Genomic DNA, 17,210 nt, shown 5'->3' on the forward strand with positions numbered 1-17,210 from the left:
GATGTCTCCTTGAGATCGCCCTCCGCCTTGGCACGAACAAAGCGGTCGCGGAGCTGGTCTTCGTTCTGGGCGCGGCGGGCGGCAAGTTCGAACGGGACGTTCTCGGAGCCGCTGCCGCAGGCGATGCCGCCTTGCACGAGCAGGCATCCGGGCGGATTGGCGGGATCGGTCTGCTTGTCGGCGATGCCCATCAGCATCCGCGCGGCGACCTCGCGGGCGGTTGGGGCTGCGACCACCTCGTCCATCCAGGCGCCGCGCAGCTTGGTGTAGCGGTCGAGCGCGGCCTTCAGCAGGCCTTCCTTGTTGCCGAAGCAGGCATAGAGGCTCGGCGGATTGATGCCCATCGCCTCGGTGAGCTGGGCAATCGTGGCGCCCTCATAGCCATGGCGCCAAAACACTTCCATCGCCTGGTCCAACGCCAGATCGGCGTCGAATTCGCGGGGGCGTCCCATGCCCATGTCTTTAGTCTCCTCGGAATCGGCGCTTCGCCCCAATCAACGCCCGATGCTATCTGGTTGTTCTCGCTTTATTTTCTCTTTCGCCTTCCCATTCTTGCGGTAAGCGGCTACAATTTTCTTAGCGAACGGTACATAAGTATCTTGCGCTGCGATATCCAGCTCCACATCTGTAGTGAACACTACATATCTGGAGCGCGCAAATGCCCCCGTCCCAAAATACCTCCCCCGCCGGCCGTATCCGCCGCCTTCTCGGCGGCGTCGCCATCGTGGGCGCCCTCGTCGTGGCCGGCTCGATCGCGACCGGTCATTACTTCCGTGCCGCGCAGGCGACCGCAACGGCGGCCGCGGCCGAGCAAGCCGTACCCGTGACGGTCGCCCTGATCGAACCCAAGCAAACCGTGCTGTGGGACGATTTCTCCGGCCGGCTCGAAGCCATCCAACGCGTCGAGCTTCGCCCGCGCGTTGCGGGCGCGATCCTCTCCACCAACTTCACCGAAGGCGCGCTGGTGAAGGCCGGCGACGTGCTGTTCAAGATCGACCCGGCACCTTACGCGGCCGAGGTCGACAAGGCTGCCGCCCAGCTCGAAGCTGCGAAAGCGCGCGTTGTCTTCACCCAGAGCGAGCTCGAGCGCGGTGCGCAGCTGGTCGGCAACGCCGTCGTCACCCGGCGTGACTATGACCAGCGCGACAACGCCAATCGCGAGGCGATCGCCAACGTCAAGGCGGCGGAAGCGACCCTGCAGACTGCAAAGCTCAATCTCGACTACACCGAGGTGCGCGCGCCGGTGGACGGCCGGGTCGGCAAGATCGAGGTCACCGTCGGCAATCTTGTCGCCGCCGGCACCGCCTCCCCCGTGCTGACCTCGCTGGTCTCGGTCAATCCGATCTACGCGTCCTTCGATGCGGATGAAGAGGTGGTGCTGCGCGCCCTGAACTCGATCGCGGACGCCTCAGGCCAACGCGGCAAGCTCGACCAGATCCCGGTGGAGATGGCGACGTCAGGCGGCCTCTCGGCGAAGGGTCACATCCAGCTCATCGACAACCAGGTCAACGGCCAGAGCGGCACCATCCGCGTCCGCGCGGTGTTTAGGAACGATGACGGGCGTCTCATCCCCGGCCAGTTCGCCCGCGTGCGCATGGGCCAGCCGAAGCAGCAGGCGCTGGTGATGATCGACGAGCGCGCGATCGGCACCGACCAGGACAAGAAGTTCGTGATGGCGGTCGGTGACGACAGTCGCGCGGTGTACCGGCCGATCACGCTTGGCGGCGCGGTCGACGGCCTGCGCATCGTCACCGCGGGGCTCAAGCCCGGCGACCGCATCGTCGTGAATGGTCTGCAACGCGTGCGTCCCGGCGCCCTCCTCAAGACGGAAGTCGCGGCGATGGGCGCACGCGGGCAACAGGCCTCGAACCACAGCAACCAGGACGTGGTGCAACGTTAGTGGTCTCCGTCATTTCGGGCCGCGACGAAGTCGCAAACTACGGTGCGCAATTGCGCACCTGAGAATCTCGAAGTTACGAGGTTCCGGGCACATCACCTCTGGATTCCGGGTTCGCGCTTCGCGCGCCCCGGAATGACGGCGGGGCTGTCCGGGGACGACCAAGATATTGCCCAGGGGCAAAGCCATGAATCTCTCAAAGTTCTTCATCGATCGTCCGATCTTTGCCGGTGTGCTGTCGGTGCTGATCTTCCTCGCCGGCCTGATCTCGCTGTTTGCGATGCCGATCTCGGAATATCCCGATGTGGTGCCGCCCTCCGTCGTGGTGCGCGCCACCTATCCCGGCGCCAACCCCAAGGTGATCGCGGAGACGGTGGCGACGCCGATCGAGGAGCAGATCAACGGCGTCGAGAACATGCTCTACATGTCGAGCCAGGCGACCACCGACGGCGCGATGACGCTGACGGTGACGTTCCGCCTCGGCACCGACCCTGACAAGGCGACGCAGCTGGTGCAGAACCGCGTGCAGCAGGCCGAGCCGCGCCTGCCCGCCGTGGTACGCCAGCTCGGCATCATCACCAAGAAGTCCTCGCCAGACCTCACCATGGTGGTCCATTTGCTGTCGCCGAACGGCCGCTATGACATGACGTATTTGCGCAACTACGCGGTACTGAACGTCAAGGATCGCCTCGCCCGGATCGACGGCGTCGGCGACGTCCAGCTCTACGGCGCCGGCGACTATTCGATGCGGGTCTGGGTCGATCCGCAGAAGGCGGCCGAGCATGGCCTCACCGCCAGCGACATTGTCAAGGCGATCCAGGCGCAGAACGTCGAAGCCGCCGCCGGTGTGGTCGGCTCCTCCCCGAACGTCAGGGGCATCGATCTCCAGCTCTCGGTCAATGCCGAAGGCCGGCTCGCCAACGAGGAACAGTTCGGCGACATCGTGGTCAAGACCGGCACCCGCGGCGAAGTCGTCCGCCTGCGTGATCTCGCGCGCATCGAGCTCGGGGCTTCCGAATACGGGCTGCGCTCGCTGCTCGACAACAAGCAGGCGGTGGCGATCCCGATCTTCCAGGCGCCCGGCTCCAACGCGCTTCAGATCTCCGATAACGTCCGCGCCACCATGAACGAGATCAAGAAGAACATGCCGGAAGGCGTGTCCTACCAGATCGTCTACGACCCCACCCAGTTCGTGCGCTCCTCGATCGAGGCCGTCATCCACACGCTGCTGGAGGCGATCGCGCTGGTGGTGCTGGTGGTGATCCTGTTCCTACAGACCTGGCGGGCCTCGATCATCCCGCTGCTCGCAGTACCCGTGTCGATCGTCGGCACGTTTGCGGTGATGCACGTGTTCGGCTTCTCCATCAACGCGCTCAGCCTGTTCGGCCTGGTTCTCGCCATCGGCATCGTCGTCGACGACGCCATCGTCGTGGTCGAGAACGTCGAGCGCAACATCGAGGCCGGCCTGTCGCCGCGCGATGCAACCTATCAGGCGATGCGCGAGGTGTCGGGGCCGATCATCGCGATCGCGATGGTGCTGATCGCGGTGTTCGTGCCGCTCGCCTTCATCTCCGGCCTCACCGGGCAGTTCTACAAGCAGTTCGCGCTGACGATCGCGATCTCGACGGTGATCTCCGCCGTCAACTCGCTGACGCTGTCGCCGGCGCTGTCGGCCCTGCTGCTCAAGGGCCACAACGAGCCGAAAGACAAGCTGACGATCATCATGGAGAGGAGCCTTGGCTGGTTTTTCCGCCGCTTCAATCGGGCGTTCACCTACTCGTCCGGGAGTTATAGCGGCACCGTGACCAAGGTGATCTCGGGCAAGGCCGCGGTGATGGGCCTCTATGTGGTGCTGGTCGGCCTCACCGCCTTCCTGTTCCAGCAGGTGCCGAGCGGCTTCGTGCCGGGTCAGGACAAGCAGTATCTGGTCGGCTTCGCCCGTCTGCCCGATGGCGCGACGCTGGACCGCACCGAAGAGGTGATCCGCAAGATGAGCGACATCGCGCTGACCCAGCCCGGTGTCGAGAGCTCGGTCGCCTTCCCGGGCCTGTCGATCTCCGGCTTCACCAACTCCTCCAACGCCGGCATCGTGTTCTCGACGCTGAAACCGTTCGACGAGCGCAAGGATCCCGCGCTCGGCGGTCCCGCCATCGCAGCCGAGCTGAACAAGAAGTATGCGGGCATCCAGGAAGCCTTCATCGCCATGTTCCCGCCGCCGCCGGTCAACGGCCTCGGCACCATCGGCGGCTTCAAGCTGCAGATCGAGGACCGCGCTGGCCTCGGCTATGAGGCGCTCAACGAAGCCACCAAGGCCTTCATGGCGGCGATGCAGAAGGCGCCGGAGATCGCCGGCGTGTTCTCAAGCTTCCAGGTCAATGTGCCCCAGCTGTTCGCTGACATCGACCGCACCAAGGCGCTGCAGCTCGGCGTCCCCGTCACGGAGGTGTTCAATACGCTGCAGATCTATCTCGGATCCTACTACGTCAACGACTTCAACAAGTTTGGCCGCACCTATTCAGTCCGGGTTCAAGCCGACGCGCCCTTCCGCGCGCGCGCCGACGACATCAGACAGTTGAAGGTGCGCTCATCCTCCGGCGACATGGTGCCGCTGTCGGCACTGCTCAAGATCCGCCAGAGCGCGGGGCCGGAGCGCGCGATCCGCTACAACGGCTTCCTGTCCTCCGACATCAACGCGGCGGCCGCGCCCGGCTTCTCCTCCGGCCAGGCGCAGGAGGCGGCGACGCGGATCGCGGCGGAAGTACTGCCGCCAGGCTTCGCCTTCGAATGGACCGACCTGACCTATCAGGAGTTCATCGCCGGCAATTCCGGCATCTGGGTGTTCCCGTTGGCGATCCTGCTGGTCTTCCTGGTGCTGGCCGCGCTCTACGAGAGCCTGACCCTGCCGCTGTCGATCATCATGATCGTGCCGATGGGCCTGCTCGCGGCGATGTTCGGCGTCTGGATCTCCAAGGGCGACAACAACGTCTTCACCCAGATCGGCCTCATCGTGCTCGTGGGTCTCTCCGCCAAGAACGCGATCCTAATCGTCGAATTCGCGCGCGAGCTCGAATTCGCCGGCCGTACGCCGATCCGCGCCGCAATCGAGGCGAGCCGGCTTCGACTGCGTCCGATCCTGATGACGTCGATGGCGTTTATCATGGGCGTGCTGCCGCTGGTGCTCTCGACCGGGGCCGGCTCGGAGATGCGGCGGGCCATGGGGGTCGCGGTGTTCTCCGGCATGATCGGCGTCACCGTGTTCGGCCTGTTCCTGACGCCGGTGTTCTATGTGCTGCTCAGAACCATCACCGGTAACAAGCCGCTGGTTCATCACGGCAACGACATCAGTGCGGCGCCGGTCCAGGGCGTAAGTCACTAGATCAGGGAAATCCCTGATACCAGCAACAGAACGAGCACGGTCTTCCGAAAGACCGTCTCGTTGACGCGGTGAAAGGCGAGCACGCCGAGAACGGATCCGGCGAACAGGGCCGGCAGGCTGATCGCGAGGTCGACGAAGACCTTTGACGACAGATCCTGGTGCCCGACCAGCAGCACGATGGCAAAGACCTGCATCGCGGCGATGAACGGCTGCACCAGGCCGCGCTGCTCGCTCTTGGGCATGCCGCGCATGTCGCACCAGATCGTCGGGATCGCGCCCGGCATCGCGGTCAGCCCGCCGACGAGGCCTCCGCCGAATCCGATCAGTGCTACCCAGTGCCGGCCGACGGCTTCGCCGGCCGTCACCAGAGTCGGTCGCAGCAGCATGTAGGCCGCATAGAGTGCGACGATGATGCCGAAGCCGCGCCGCAGAAGATGCGTGTCCGTCGTCTGCAGCAGCGAGACTGCGATGGGAACGCCGATCAAGCCGCCGACAATCAGCAGCAGGCTGCCCTCCCAGCGGATGTTGCGCCGAAGCGCCCAGAGATTGGTCGCCTGCACGCCGATGCTGCACGCCATCATCAGCGGCACGGCTTCCAACGGCTGGAATACCCGCAGCAGGATCGCGCCCGCCACCGCCGAGAACGCGAAGCCCGAAAGCCCCGAGACGAACGCGCCGGCGAAGACGGCGGCGCTGAGCAGGATCAGAGTCGTGGCATCGGGCACTTCAATCCTCCGCTCAATCGTAGGGAATCTGCGAGACCACGGCGGGGGCGCCCTCGGTGCAAGCCGCCGGCTCGCGTGGAAACGACACATGCATCGCGTGGGCGTGGGACCGTTCCAGGACTGCCAACCCGATCAACTGAAGCGTGATGAGTGCTGCGGTGAGTGCGATCGCGACGATATTGGCGTTACGCCCGTTCGAATGTGGGGTGGCCGGCGGCGCGCTCACACGCATCAGATCGGTGGGCATTTCCTGAAATATCCTCTTCGTTGCTGACCGGAATCATTTCATTCAAAGGCAATGTATCGTGCGCTTCTCCCAGCAAATGGCGGTACCTTTGCAAGGCGCGCCGGGCATCGATCTCGCGCTGGCTGCGAAGGGCATCCCCGACACGCGCGACGATGTCGCTGAATCTGGCGGTCAAAGCGGGTGATGCCGTTCGCATGACAATCTCCTCTCAATGGCACGAGAGACTGACGGGATTCACTTCCGCCTGCTGTGAGCTGCTTCACACGAAGATGGAGACCGAAACAAAAAATCATGTGACGTTTCTTTAGAAGAGAACGCCGAAAATCGCGTCATTCGATCGAATGAGGCGCGATAACTTTCTAATGATGCCTCAATTCGAACCTTTTGCGAGCTGCAGTGAGCAGCACGCTGCTCAAATGCACGTCAGTGCATGAGCGGATTGGAAAATCCTGCCACAAGCTTGACGAGATCCGCCTGGCGCGAAACGCCGGTCTTGGCAAAGACCCGATGCAGATGTGTCTTCACCGTGGTCTCCGCGATACCGAGCGCGATCGCCGTCTCGGGCACGCCGCCGACCTCGACGATCGACTGCAGCACCCTCAGCTCCGCAGGCGTGAGGTCGAACGTGCGGTCGATGAGGCTGGCGGCCAAGCGGCCATCGAGTTCCGCCTTCCAGACGAACAGGGCGCCGACGGCCGACGTGCGCTCGGTCGCTCCATCGCGTAATAACGACGGCAGCGCGATGACGTTGGCAACATGATGGGAACCGCTGTGCGACATCAGCGGAATTTTCCGGCTTGCCGCCGCAGCAATGGCGACCTGTCCTGCGTCACGGAAGATATCGCGCAGCGCCCGATTTGCCTCGGACGATCGTGCCACGAGCCGGCCCGAGACCGACCGCAGGACGTCGGCTTCGGTCAGAAGCGCCTCCGCGGCAGGATTGCTGTGGACGATGTTGCGGGTGGCATCGAGCAGGATGACGCCGGCGCTCAGCCGGTCGACCACATCGGCCAGCGCGATCGCGCGCTGTTGCTTTCGCTCGATCGCCTTGTTGATCAGCAACGCCCTGCTGGTGTGCGCGACGAGGGACTGCATCCGCGCCCGCTTCTCTGCATCGAGCATGTCCCTGCCCGGGATCACGGTCAGCAACATCGGACACGGCGACTGTGACTGCTCGAGCACCACATTCGCGACGTCGGCGCAGCCCTGCGGGCGCAACCATTCCTGATAGAAGCGGCCGCGGCGATAATCCTCGAAATCCACGAGATCCGGGATGTTGCGCACCTCGCCATAACGGGGGAGCCTGGCGAGCGGATCGTACTGCGCGTAGGTCTCGGCGTAGAGCCGGATGTAGTGCGGATCGACCCCGCAATAGAAATGCGTCGCGCCGGACTTGCTGACAGGATCCTTTGAGATCAGGCCGCAGGCGCGGCTGCCGATGAACGCATTAACCTTGACGATCACCTCGCTCCACAACTCAGGGTGGAGACCGGCGTCATAGATGCTCTCGATCAACTCGGAATGTTTCGGAGGGCGGGGCATCGGAAGCGCCAGTGATCAAGCATGGAGGCTGCGAAATATTCTTCGTGCCCAGCGGCTTTTGTGAGTCTGTCACGGAAGCAAAAGGTTCAACTCCGGCTGCGGTTTGCTGATCAGTTGACGAGCGGATTGGCGAATCCCGCCGCGATCCTCCGATCGGAGGAGGCGCCGGCCGAGCGGATGGCGCCCGGCCGGCATGCATCGCGTTAAGGCCGCCAGGGCTGGTGCCGGCTCAGAACGCGACGCGAACGCCACCTTTCGCCGTGCCGGTGCGGCTTTGATCGGACATCATCGCGCCCTCCACCGCCCCGAACACGGACAGGTTGGGTCCGGTGCGGAAGTCGAAGCCAATACCGGCGACGGCACCGACCGTGCTGCGGCTGCCGGGCGTCACGAAGGACAGGTTCTGTCCAAGCAGCACCGTGTTGATCGTGGCATCGCCCACGCGCTGGAGCGCAATGACGCCGCCATGAATGTTCGCTTTGAGCTCGGCGCCGGCGAGGCTCGTCACCCGGGAGAGATCGACCTCGGCCCGCTCCTCGAAATCCTGCAGCGTGCGGCCGCCAACCGAAAGCCCCTGCGCCGATCCTGTCTCGCTGTAGCCATTGAACCGGCCGACGACATAGCGCAGCCGTGCCGTCGGCGTCAGCACATAGCCGTTGCCCACATTGAGCCTGTAGCCGTAGGCCACCTCCGGGCTGACGTACCAGCCGCTGTAGTTCGCGATTGCGGTCTCCATTCCGCCCACCGCCGCATTGTTCAGCACCAGGCGGCGCGAGCTATTGTCGGCGTTGCCGCCCTGGATTGTGAAGTCGAAGAACTGCGCGGCCCATTCGAACCGGCTGTAGGCGCCGGCGAAAACATAATTGGTGTCCACCGACTGCGAGTTGAGAGCGACCGAGAGGCCGCCCTGCCCGCCGCCGAGGAACGCACCGACCAGCCAGTTCGGCTGCACCTTGCGGTCGATGCCGAGCGCCCCGCCCCAGGCGGTTGAGGTTGCGCGTAGCGTCGAAGCGGTCTCGTCCTGGATGCGCTGGCCTCCGAAGCTGTTGGCCCAGACCGTGATCGGCGTCGGATCGGTCCAAAGGCTGCGCGGCGCCTTGGTGAAGGGCCCGGCCTGCGCCGTCTCCGGCGCGTAGGCCATCGCCATCATGGTGCTGCCGGCCGTGCCGCCGCTACTCAGCCGGCCCTGCACCAGCGAGGACACACCGCTGCTAAAATCCATCAGCGTGCGATCGGTCTGCGCCAGCGCGGTGGGATCGAGGGTAGCCAGCGTGGTGCCGGAGACTACCGACGGACCGTTGAAGCCGCCATTGGAGACATTGGTGTTGATGGTGCCCTCGAAATTGATGAAAGTCGGCAGGCTGATCGTCGTCAGCGACGACACCTTGCTGCTGATGGGCGACAGGTTGATGTTGAGCACGTCGGCGCCGCGGCCGAAATCAACGACGCCATTGATCTTCGAGCCCGGCAGCAGGGTCAGGGTGTCCGCGGAGCTCGACAACTGAATTGCCGTGCCGCCTGTTCCGGTGATCGTGCCGGAGTTCGTGATCGTCGCGCCGCCATTCGACGAAATACCCGCCGAACCGATGATGGTACCGGCGTTGGTGATGTTGGCGGTGGACGATACGACGGCAGTACCACTGGCGTTCGTCGCACTGAGAAGGCCGGAGTTGGTCACGTTGGCCGCGTTTACGTTGATGGCTGCGTCGCGCCCGGTGATCGTTCCGGAATTGCTGATGTTTCCAAACTGCGCGTTGATCGCGCGGCCGCCCGTGATGCTTCCGGTATTGTCGAGGTTGACCGTTGTGCCCCTCAGACCGTCGCCGCTCGCGGAAATCAAACCCGTATTGATTGCGTTGATCGTATGGGCCTCGATCGCGCCCGTACTGCCGGAGATGGTGCCACTGTTGACCACGTTAGCCGTCATGTTCGCAATGATGCCGGCACGCAGCCCGGAAATCGTGCCACTATTGCGAACGGTCGCGTCCGCAACGTCCGCCTCGACGCCAATGCCGCTGTTTCCAACGCCCGTGATGGTGCCGGCATTATCGACGATGGCGGAAATGTTGGCAAAGACAGCCACTTGACCACTCACGCTGCCGCCGGCGAGATTCGCCAGCTTCACGTTCTGGCCCTCGACGGCGTGGGCATCCGAGGAAATCACGCCGGTGGCCGTGTTGATCAGGTTCACATCACCGTGCCTCGCAAGGAGCGCTCCCCCGGCGCCGGTGATCTCGCCGCCATTGCTGACGTTCAGGCTCGTGTTTGCAACGATCGCCGCATTGCTCACGTTGGTGTTCTTGATCGTACCGCCCGCGTTGTTGGCCACGGTGGCGGCACCGAACGACTGGATCGCGAAGGCCTCGCCAGAAATCTGGCCCGTGTTGTCCGTGACCTTCACTTCGTTCGCAGTGACAGCGACGCCGCCGCTCGCCGTCGCAAGGATCTGCCCTGCATTCGAGAGCGTTATCGTCGCCGCGCCGATGGCGCTGCTGGCGCCGCTGGTCGAGATGGTGCCGCCCCTGTCGTTCCTGATCGTCGCCGCGTCCGCGGCGATCCCATTTTGCGCACCGGAGATGAGGCCGGAATTGGATGTGACGGTCAGGGCGGCGTGCACTTCCACGCCGTTTCCGGCCCCGACGATCCGGCCCGCATTGGCGATCGCGGTCGTTCCGTTGCTGAAGATTGCAATGCCGCCCGTAGCGAGCGCCTCGATATGACCGCTGCTGCCGTTATTTATATCTGCGGCGTCGATGGCGTTGATCGCGACGGCACGATTGCCCGTCGCTGCAATCGTTCCCGCGTTGTTGACGAGCAGGCTTGCGCCAGCGATCGCGACCCCGCTGGCTCCTGCGGCAGTAATCGTAGCGCCGTCTCGATTGTCGACGGTGGCGATGGTACCCGCCGAGAGGGCCGCGTTGAAACCGGCGATCGCGCCGGTGTTGGTGAGGTTGATGGCCCTTGCCGAGATCCCGCCGCCGCCTGCGCTGATGGCGGTGATGCTTCCCGCATTGTCGATCGTCACCGTGCCGCCGCTGCTCACGCCGATGGCGTTGGTTCCAGTCGCCAGAATTCCCGTTGTGGCTATGTTACCGTCCAGCTTGAGGCTCAGATCTCCCCCCGCAGCAATGCCTGTGGCGCCGGTCGTCGTGATGTCGCCGCCGATGATATTGCCGGCGATGTTGACCGTGCCCTGCTGGAGCGCGATGCCCGAGCTGGTCCCCGACACCCGCGCGCCGGCCACCACATTGATGGTGTTGCCGGTGTCGGTCGTCGATCCATAGCCGATCGTGCCATTGGCGTTGTCCGTCGTCCCGGTGCAGGTAACGACGGTGCCGCTGACCGGCGACGGCGGCGTGCACGCGGCCTCGGCCCCGCTACCGACGACCAGAGGCGCCAGCGCCAGGGTGAGCGCCGTCGTCGATGCCCCTCGCAGAAGCCGATGGCTTTGCGCGATGGACCAGTTCATTCCCAGCATCTTGGTATCCTTCGCCCAGCCCGCAATCGCCGCCTCCTCCGATTGGACGAGACCGGCGTCACGCGCTCTGAATCAGTGACCGCCAAGGTAGAAGGACGCCACTCATCCGACTTGGACGAAACCGACGGCGTTTGGGCCTGGAACGAACCGAACGCGCTTCGCACGGAAGTGGTGCAAAGTGGCGACACCACCCGCGCCGCTCACGCCTGGTCCCAGCCGACCTTCTCGGCACTCTCGGCCCAGACCGCGGCGCGATAGATCTCGCGTCCGCCGTTGTCGCGCACGCGGATCCAGGCGTCGCGATCGCGCAGATCGTCACGCCAGACGAAGAGGTGCCGCGCCATCTCATCGGCCACGACGAACGTGGCCTTGGGCTGCTCGAAGACCATTCCACCGGGATCGATCTTCACGACATTGTCGACCAGCAGATCAAAGAAGAAACGGCGCATTCCAGACTCCAACACTCGACACCGCCCAAGACACGGCCCTGACCTACTCCGCACGCCAGAAGACGTAGTCGGCCGAATACGGCACGCTGCGATAGGCTCCCGCCTCGATGCAGGGTCCGCTCATCGCACCTCATCGCGTGTTGATGCGCTGGACGTGGGTCACGCCGTAGAACAGGCCATTTCCGGTCTGGGTGATGACAACGAACTTCAACCAGGGAAGATCGCCGTCCGTGCGGCCTGCGGCGCGTGCCACGATCCTGGCCTTGACCAAGCTGCCGTCCTTGTGCTCCCACACCAGCGTGCGCGCGTCGACGGTCTCCCAATGCAGCGCGGCGTAGTGGTGCCCCACCGAATTGTCGCCATCCATCAGCGCGGCGGCAGGCTCGCGCGCCTGCCAGACAAGCTGGTTCGCGTCGCCGGCCTTGCACTCATAGATCTGCGCACCTTCGGCGTGCAGCGCGGCGCCGGGAAGTTCGCCGGGAACCCTGATCTCGTCCGGCATTGCCGCCAGGGCGGATGATCCATGCAGCACGCTTGCCAGAACAAGGCTGCGATAAAGCACGCTTTGCACAATCATGACTTTTCGATCAAGGAACATGTCAAATTCCTTTCACCCGGTTGAAATGGCAGTGAGCTGAAATTCAGTCGCGACCCGCTACGGTGCCCCGCCGCTCCTGACGTCGCTCGGCGTCGCACCATAGGTCCGCCGGAAACAGCGGTTGAAATATGAGAGATCGCCGAAGCCGACGTCATAGGCGATCGAGCTCACCGGCCGCGCCGCGAAATCCGGCTCGCGCAGCATGCGATGGGCGCGCTTGAGGCGCTGCTCGGTCAGGAAGGAGGAGAAGGTCTTGCCGTCCGCCTCGAAGAGGCGCTGTAGATAGCGCGGCGTCACGCCGAGCTCGTGGGCCACGCTTGTCACCGACAGGTCCTGCTGCCAGCAATTGTTGGCGATGAGGAATTTCGCCTTCTGGAGCCGCGCCGCCTTCACACCGCGCCGGCCGGACAAGTCGCGGGCGTGGTCCGTCGCGCCGAGAACGAGCGCCAGAAGGTCATGCAGATGCGCGACGCCAAGCTGTCGCATCGCAGGCACTTCCAGCGTCTTGTCGCGCACCAGTGCCATCGCGTAGTCGACGAGCAGCCGAAGCCCGGTGGTGCTCTCCGGGATGACGCGCATCACCGCATCGTCGACGTCCACGATCATCGGGGCCAGCACGCGCCGAGGTACGCGCAAGGAGAAGCCGCTTCCCAGCAGGAGCCGCTCGAAGGTCGTGACGTCCTCCGCGCTCGTCAGGACCGCCTCTCCCGCCTGGAGCCTCAGATCGTGGCCTCGCTCGGATATCCCGAGAACGCCGGACCTGTTCACGATCAAGGCAAGACTGTCGTCGCCATCTCCAACCAGTTGCTTCGTCCGAATGACCCGCGCTCCGCATAGTCCGCCGATCAGCAACTGGGCTTCCGGCAGGACGTGAGAGGTGAAGCTTGCCGCCGCCGGCTTGCCGTCCCTTGCCTCGACCTCCGCCCTCAGCACGCCGCGACAGTAGAATTCGCGCAGCAGAGGCACGCGCTCGTCTTCGGGAATGTCGTCCGTTGAAACATTGAAGATAAAAAAATCATCCTTGCCGCTCACTGCAATCTCTCCAACCAACGAGCAAGCCTGGCCATGCACCGCCATCGCGCCGCGCTCCGCGTTCGATACGCATCGCGCATTGTGTCGGCGGCACACGCTGCCCTTCTCATTTCAGGTGGCGCCATATACGAAAGTCTCAGGCGGCTCGCGTCCTGCGTTTGGATGACCCGGGAGCCCCGCTCATCACAATGGATTGAGATTCCGCAGGAACACAGTTCGCGATGTGAAATGGATCACACCGCGTCGCCGCTGCCGGCGCTCCGGACAAAAGGCGCAGCAAAACCGGCGGCGATCTTGACGAGATCGGCCTGCCTGCCCGCGCCAGTCTTCTCGAACAGCCGGCCGAGATGCGTCTTCACCGTCGTCTCGGCGACACCGAGCCTGGCAGCGATATCGGGAACACCGCCGATCTCGACGATGGCCATCAGCACACGCAATTCGGACGGAGTCAGCCTGAATGCCGCGGCGATCGCATCGGGCACGAGCGACGATACCATCGAAGCCCTTTGAACGAAGAGCACGGTGGCCGCCATATCGCGCGGCACATGACCTTCCCGCTTCAGCGCAAAGGCATGGAGCAGATAATGCCGACCGTCGGACGATGTCACGAGATTGATCTGACGGCGACGGGCTGAATGAGTCCCGGCATCCCCGACGATTTCGGACAGGCCGCGGAATATTTTGTCGGCCTGGGTGTTGCGGGCGACGATTCTGTCGCCGACCATCGCGAAGAGATCGGCGTCGGCGAAGAGCTGACGGCAGGCCGCGTTGGCATGAACGACCCGCCCTTCGGCGTCGAGCAGGCAGATCGCCGTGCTCAGTCCGTCCAGGACACCGGCAAGATCCTCGACGGTATGCGAGCGGGCCCCGATCTGGCGGCCCATGACTCGCGATCGCTGGAGGTGAGGCGCAAGCAGCCTCATGCGCTCGCGCATCGCCTCATCGACGACCCCGCGGGACCGGTGCCGCAACACCTGGAGGATCGTCGTGCGCGCGTCCGATCTCTCGAGCGTGACTGCCGCAAGGTCTATCGCGCCCTGCGGCTCCAACCAGTCGCTGTAGAAGCTTGTCGCCACGAACTCCGAATAAGGCATCACGTCGGTCACGCCGAGCGTTCGCCCCGTCGCGAGACCGAGGTGGCGATCGAGCAGCGGATCGAGTTCGACATATCTGTCGCGATAGAGCTGGCGGAACCGGGCCTCGGTGCCGAAATGCTGGTGAATCTCGATTGAAAGCCCGGCGGCGTCCCGCGACAGGATGGTCGCGGCACAGCCGCCGACGAAATCGCAGACCTGCTCCAATGCGGCGCTGCGTAGCGCCGGATTGGCCGCCGCATCGTAGATTTCGCCGACAAGCGACGAGAACCGGTTTGCCTGCAGGCTCGTCATCGGCCGGGCAATGCGATCTGCGTGTTGCGCTCGCCGCGAGAGGGCCGAGCGCGTCGGGAACCAGCAGAGGAGACGAGCCGATCAGTCGCCGTCTCGGACGATGAGGAAATGCGACAGCGCAATGCTGGAATATCGAACATCGTCCTTGCGTAACGTCAACCACAGGATGAGGCTTGGACGTTTTCGCCAAAGACTAGGATTCATGCGAACAGCGGCCCGGCTGCGTGTCGTCGGTCACGCATTGCCGCCGATCCTGACGACCGAACACCGGCGTCGGCGAATTATTTCCGGTTCTCCTCACAGAATTTCAGCGCGGCAAGCGCCTCGCCGGCGCGCGGGATCTGCATCTCGATGCTGTCCTCGTCATCGTCCTCGAAATCAAGCGTGAGGCGCTTGGCCTTCGAGAGCCGGTCCATGATCGATTGGTCGTACTCGAAGATGCCGCGCACGGTGGTCTTGTCCATGACCTCCCACTTCGCCTTCTTCATGATGTCGGCGTCATCGGTGCCGACGTCGGCCCGGAGGATCTCGCCGACCTTGTCCCATTCCCAGCCGTCGTAGATCACCACGATCACGATTGCTTTCTCGGAATAGGTGATGACGATGACGTAATCGCGGTTCTCGTCCTCCTTGTCCTTGTAGCCGCGGCTCGCGTTGCAATGCGTGTCCTGGGTCCGCTTCTCGATAGTCCAGTCGCCGACCTTGGATTGTTGCGCAAGCGCAGGCCTTGAACTCAAGACGGCTGCGCTCAAGATGCCCGCGAGAATTCCGGCGACGAGGAGAAATCGTTTCATGTCTGCCTCCAGCGCGTTCCCCACGCCGAGATGACCATCTCCGCCAGCGGCCCGCAAGGGTTTCGGGCAGCCGGCGAGGCAAGCGGCCGGCGGCGTCCTACCCCCGTCGCGGGACGATCGCGATCGGGGTGAAGGTGTAAACCTCCTCGCCGTTCTGGTTGAACATCGTCCATTTCACCAGCGCGATGCCCTGCGGCTTCGACTTCGAAGGCGTCAGGCTCATGACCTCCCCGACCAGATGCAGGCGGTCGCCGGGCCGCACCGGAATGGTCCAGCGCAGCCCGTCGACACCGGCGCCGATCAGCGGATGCGGGCCGAACGGACGAGCCTGGATCGCGAGGTTCATGGCAATCGCGGCGGTGTGCCATCCCGAGGCAGCCAGCCCCTTGAACAGGGTCGCCTTCGCCGCCTCATGGTCGAGGTGCATCGGCTGCGGATCGTACTCCGCGGCGAAGCGCTTGATGTCGGCCTCGCTGACCACCACCTCGGGCGACTTGAACCGCATTCCGATGGTGAGATCGTCGAACCACTCGACCTGCGCCATGATTTTGCCTCGCAGTATGGTGCGCCGCTGCCGGGAGCGCGCGGCCAAAGGGATTTAGCGAAATTGCGATGTAACGGGTTCGCAGCGCACAAGCCAGCCCTGGGTTCCCCGCGAAACCTCTTTCCAAATGCGACGAAACACCCCTGAAACAGATGGCCGGTTAAGTCGTTGTCAAAATAAATACAGGGACGGCCACCATGCAATTCCTCCTCGACCTGATCTACGACTATGCCTGCTGCCAGAACCTCGTCGCGTCGCCACGGGAGGACGAGCTATGATCGAGCTGATCTCGGCCGTGCTTGCCCTTTGCAGCATCGGCGTCTTTGCGGCGCATGCGCTCGATGCTTACCGCACCACGCATTACTGAGCGACTGCTCCTCGTTTGAGCATGATCTTTCCGGGAAACCGCCGCACGCTTTGCGCTAATGCGGCTCTTGGGGTCCGGATCGTGCTTTAGAACGGCCGCCGGTAAAAGTGCTCTGAATGCGTTGCCGGCGGAAACCTGTTGGCGAGCGCGAGCGCGGCCTTTTCGTCCGTCTCGAGCGCGATCTTCTGCGCCAGCATCACGTCGCCGGGCACGAGGAAGCCTGAGGGGACGAAGCACCATCCCATCGTTGCGTGACCGGCGTCGTCGACCTCATGGACGTTGGCGGCGGTGCCATAATGAATGCGATACTTCTTGCCGGTATCGCAGCCCACGACGTCAAAATACCGGTGCTGCTCGAACTGTGCACGCTGCGCCGGCGTCAGCCAGTCGGCCAGAAGCCGGCGGCCCCGCGCATCGGGCGTGTTCTCGCCGAAGAAGCGCCGGTAGAGTTCGCGCAGCGCGTGCAAACGGGCACGCGCGGGCGCGCGGAACCACAATGCCGCGAACATGAGCAGCTCAGATCAGCCGCCGACCAGGCGGGGATAGAACAGCGTTTCCTGCGCGGTCGGATCGAACGACTTGATACGGGTGACTTCGCCGGGCCCGGTGCGGAAGGCGGCGGTGAAGCCGGCTCCGGTCAGCTCCCGAAAGCGCTGTTCGGCCCGCGCCAGCGCTTCGGCATTGCCAGGATCAAACTCGTGGCGGGTGTCGCCAGTCTGGTCCATCACGATCTGGGTTGCCATAGTTGAGTCTCCTCATGCCCAGCCCTGAAT

General features: G+C 64.0%; 15 protein-coding genes. 2 read left to right on the top strand and 13 right to left on the bottom strand.

Translation table 11 applies throughout. The features are described 5' to 3' along the window. A partial coding sequence (locus A5906_RS25975) for a TetR/AcrR family transcriptional regulator (RefSeq protein WP_080138274.1) occupies positions 1-458 on the bottom strand: 458 nt, incomplete at its 3' end. A gap of 200 nt (positions 459-658) precedes the next feature. On the opposite strand from A5906_RS25975, the gene A5906_RS25980 reads away from it, so the two are divergent. Both A5906_RS25980 and A5906_RS25985 read left to right on the top strand, forming a co-directional pair. Then, complete coding sequence (locus A5906_RS25980; RefSeq protein ID WP_080138088.1) at positions 659-1,900, top strand: efflux RND transporter periplasmic adaptor subunit; 1,242 nt, start codon at positions 659-661, stop codon at positions 1,898-1,900. Between the two features lie 184 nt (positions 1,901-2,084). Beyond that, positions 2,085-5,273 (top strand): efflux RND transporter permease subunit, encoded by a 3,189-nt coding sequence (locus A5906_RS25985; protein WP_080138089.1) that lies wholly within the window; start codon positions 2,085-2,087, stop codon positions 5,271-5,273. Here the strand turns inward: A5906_RS25985 and A5906_RS25990 are convergent. From A5906_RS25990 to A5906_RS26050, 12 genes are all read right to left on the bottom strand, one after another. After that, positions 5,270-5,998: a sulfite exporter TauE/SafE family protein gene (locus A5906_RS25990; RefSeq protein WP_080138090.1), complete on the bottom strand. Its 729-nt coding sequence runs from the start codon at positions 5,996-5,998 to the stop codon at positions 5,270-5,272. The two genes, A5906_RS25985 and A5906_RS25990, sit on opposite strands and share 4 nt — an antisense overlap. Before the next feature lie 13 nt (positions 5,999-6,011). Beyond that, entirely contained in the window at positions 6,012-6,245 is a 234-nt protein-coding gene (locus tag A5906_RS25995) for a hypothetical protein (protein ID WP_080138091.1), read from the bottom strand. A gap of 423 nt (positions 6,246-6,668) precedes the next feature. Then, a complete protein-coding gene (locus A5906_RS26005) occupies positions 6,669-7,787 on the bottom strand; it encodes a helix-turn-helix transcriptional regulator (RefSeq protein WP_080138093.1) in 1,119 nt (372 codons plus the stop codon). A 229-nt stretch (positions 7,788-8,016) separates the two neighbouring features. Continuing rightward, positions 8,017-11,265, bottom strand: coding sequence for an autotransporter outer membrane beta-barrel domain-containing protein (locus A5906_RS26010; RefSeq protein ID WP_080138094.1), 3,249 nt, complete (start codon positions 11,263-11,265; stop codon positions 8,017-8,019). 200 nt (positions 11,266-11,465) lie between these two features. Next, the gene (locus tag A5906_RS26015; protein WP_080138095.1) at positions 11,466-11,714 is read right to left on the bottom strand and encodes a DUF6894 family protein; all 249 of its coding nucleotides are present in this window, start codon (positions 11,712-11,714) and stop codon (positions 11,466-11,468) included. A 130-nt stretch (positions 11,715-11,844) separates the two neighbouring features. After that, positions 11,845-12,291, bottom strand: a complete 447-nt coding sequence (locus A5906_RS26020) for a DUF3455 domain-containing protein (protein WP_245326899.1) — start codon at positions 12,289-12,291, stop codon at positions 11,845-11,847. Positions 12,292-12,369: 78 nt separating this feature from the next. Beyond that, entirely contained in the window at positions 12,370-13,389 is a 1,020-nt protein-coding gene (locus A5906_RS26025; protein ID WP_136615484.1) for a helix-turn-helix transcriptional regulator, read from the bottom strand. Positions 13,390-13,577: 188 nt separating this feature from the next. Next, a complete protein-coding gene (locus A5906_RS26030; RefSeq protein ID WP_080138097.1) occupies positions 13,578-14,732 on the bottom strand; it encodes a helix-turn-helix transcriptional regulator in 1,155 nt (384 codons plus the stop codon). 281 nt (positions 14,733-15,013) lie between these two features. Continuing rightward, entirely contained in the window at positions 15,014-15,526 is a 513-nt protein-coding gene (locus A5906_RS26035; RefSeq protein WP_080138098.1) for a hypothetical protein, read from the bottom strand. A gap of 97 nt (positions 15,527-15,623) precedes the next feature. Next, entirely contained in the window at positions 15,624-16,070 is a 447-nt protein-coding gene (locus tag A5906_RS26040; protein WP_080138275.1) for a MaoC family dehydratase, read from the bottom strand. A 453-nt stretch (positions 16,071-16,523) separates the two neighbouring features. Beyond that, entirely contained in the window at positions 16,524-16,946 is a 423-nt protein-coding gene (locus A5906_RS26045) for a hypothetical protein (RefSeq protein ID WP_080138099.1), read from the bottom strand. 12 nt (positions 16,947-16,958) lie between these two features. Further along, positions 16,959-17,180 carry a hypothetical protein gene (locus A5906_RS26050; protein WP_008137329.1) on the bottom strand — a complete coding sequence of 74 codons (222 nt, stop codon included), beginning with the start codon at positions 17,178-17,180 and terminating at the stop codon, positions 16,959-16,961. Positions 17,181-17,210 lie beyond the last annotated feature (30 nt).

Source organism: Bradyrhizobium sacchari, assembly GCF_002068095.1.
Taxonomy (GTDB): Bacteria; Pseudomonadota; Alphaproteobacteria; order Rhizobiales; family Xanthobacteraceae; genus Bradyrhizobium; species Bradyrhizobium sacchari.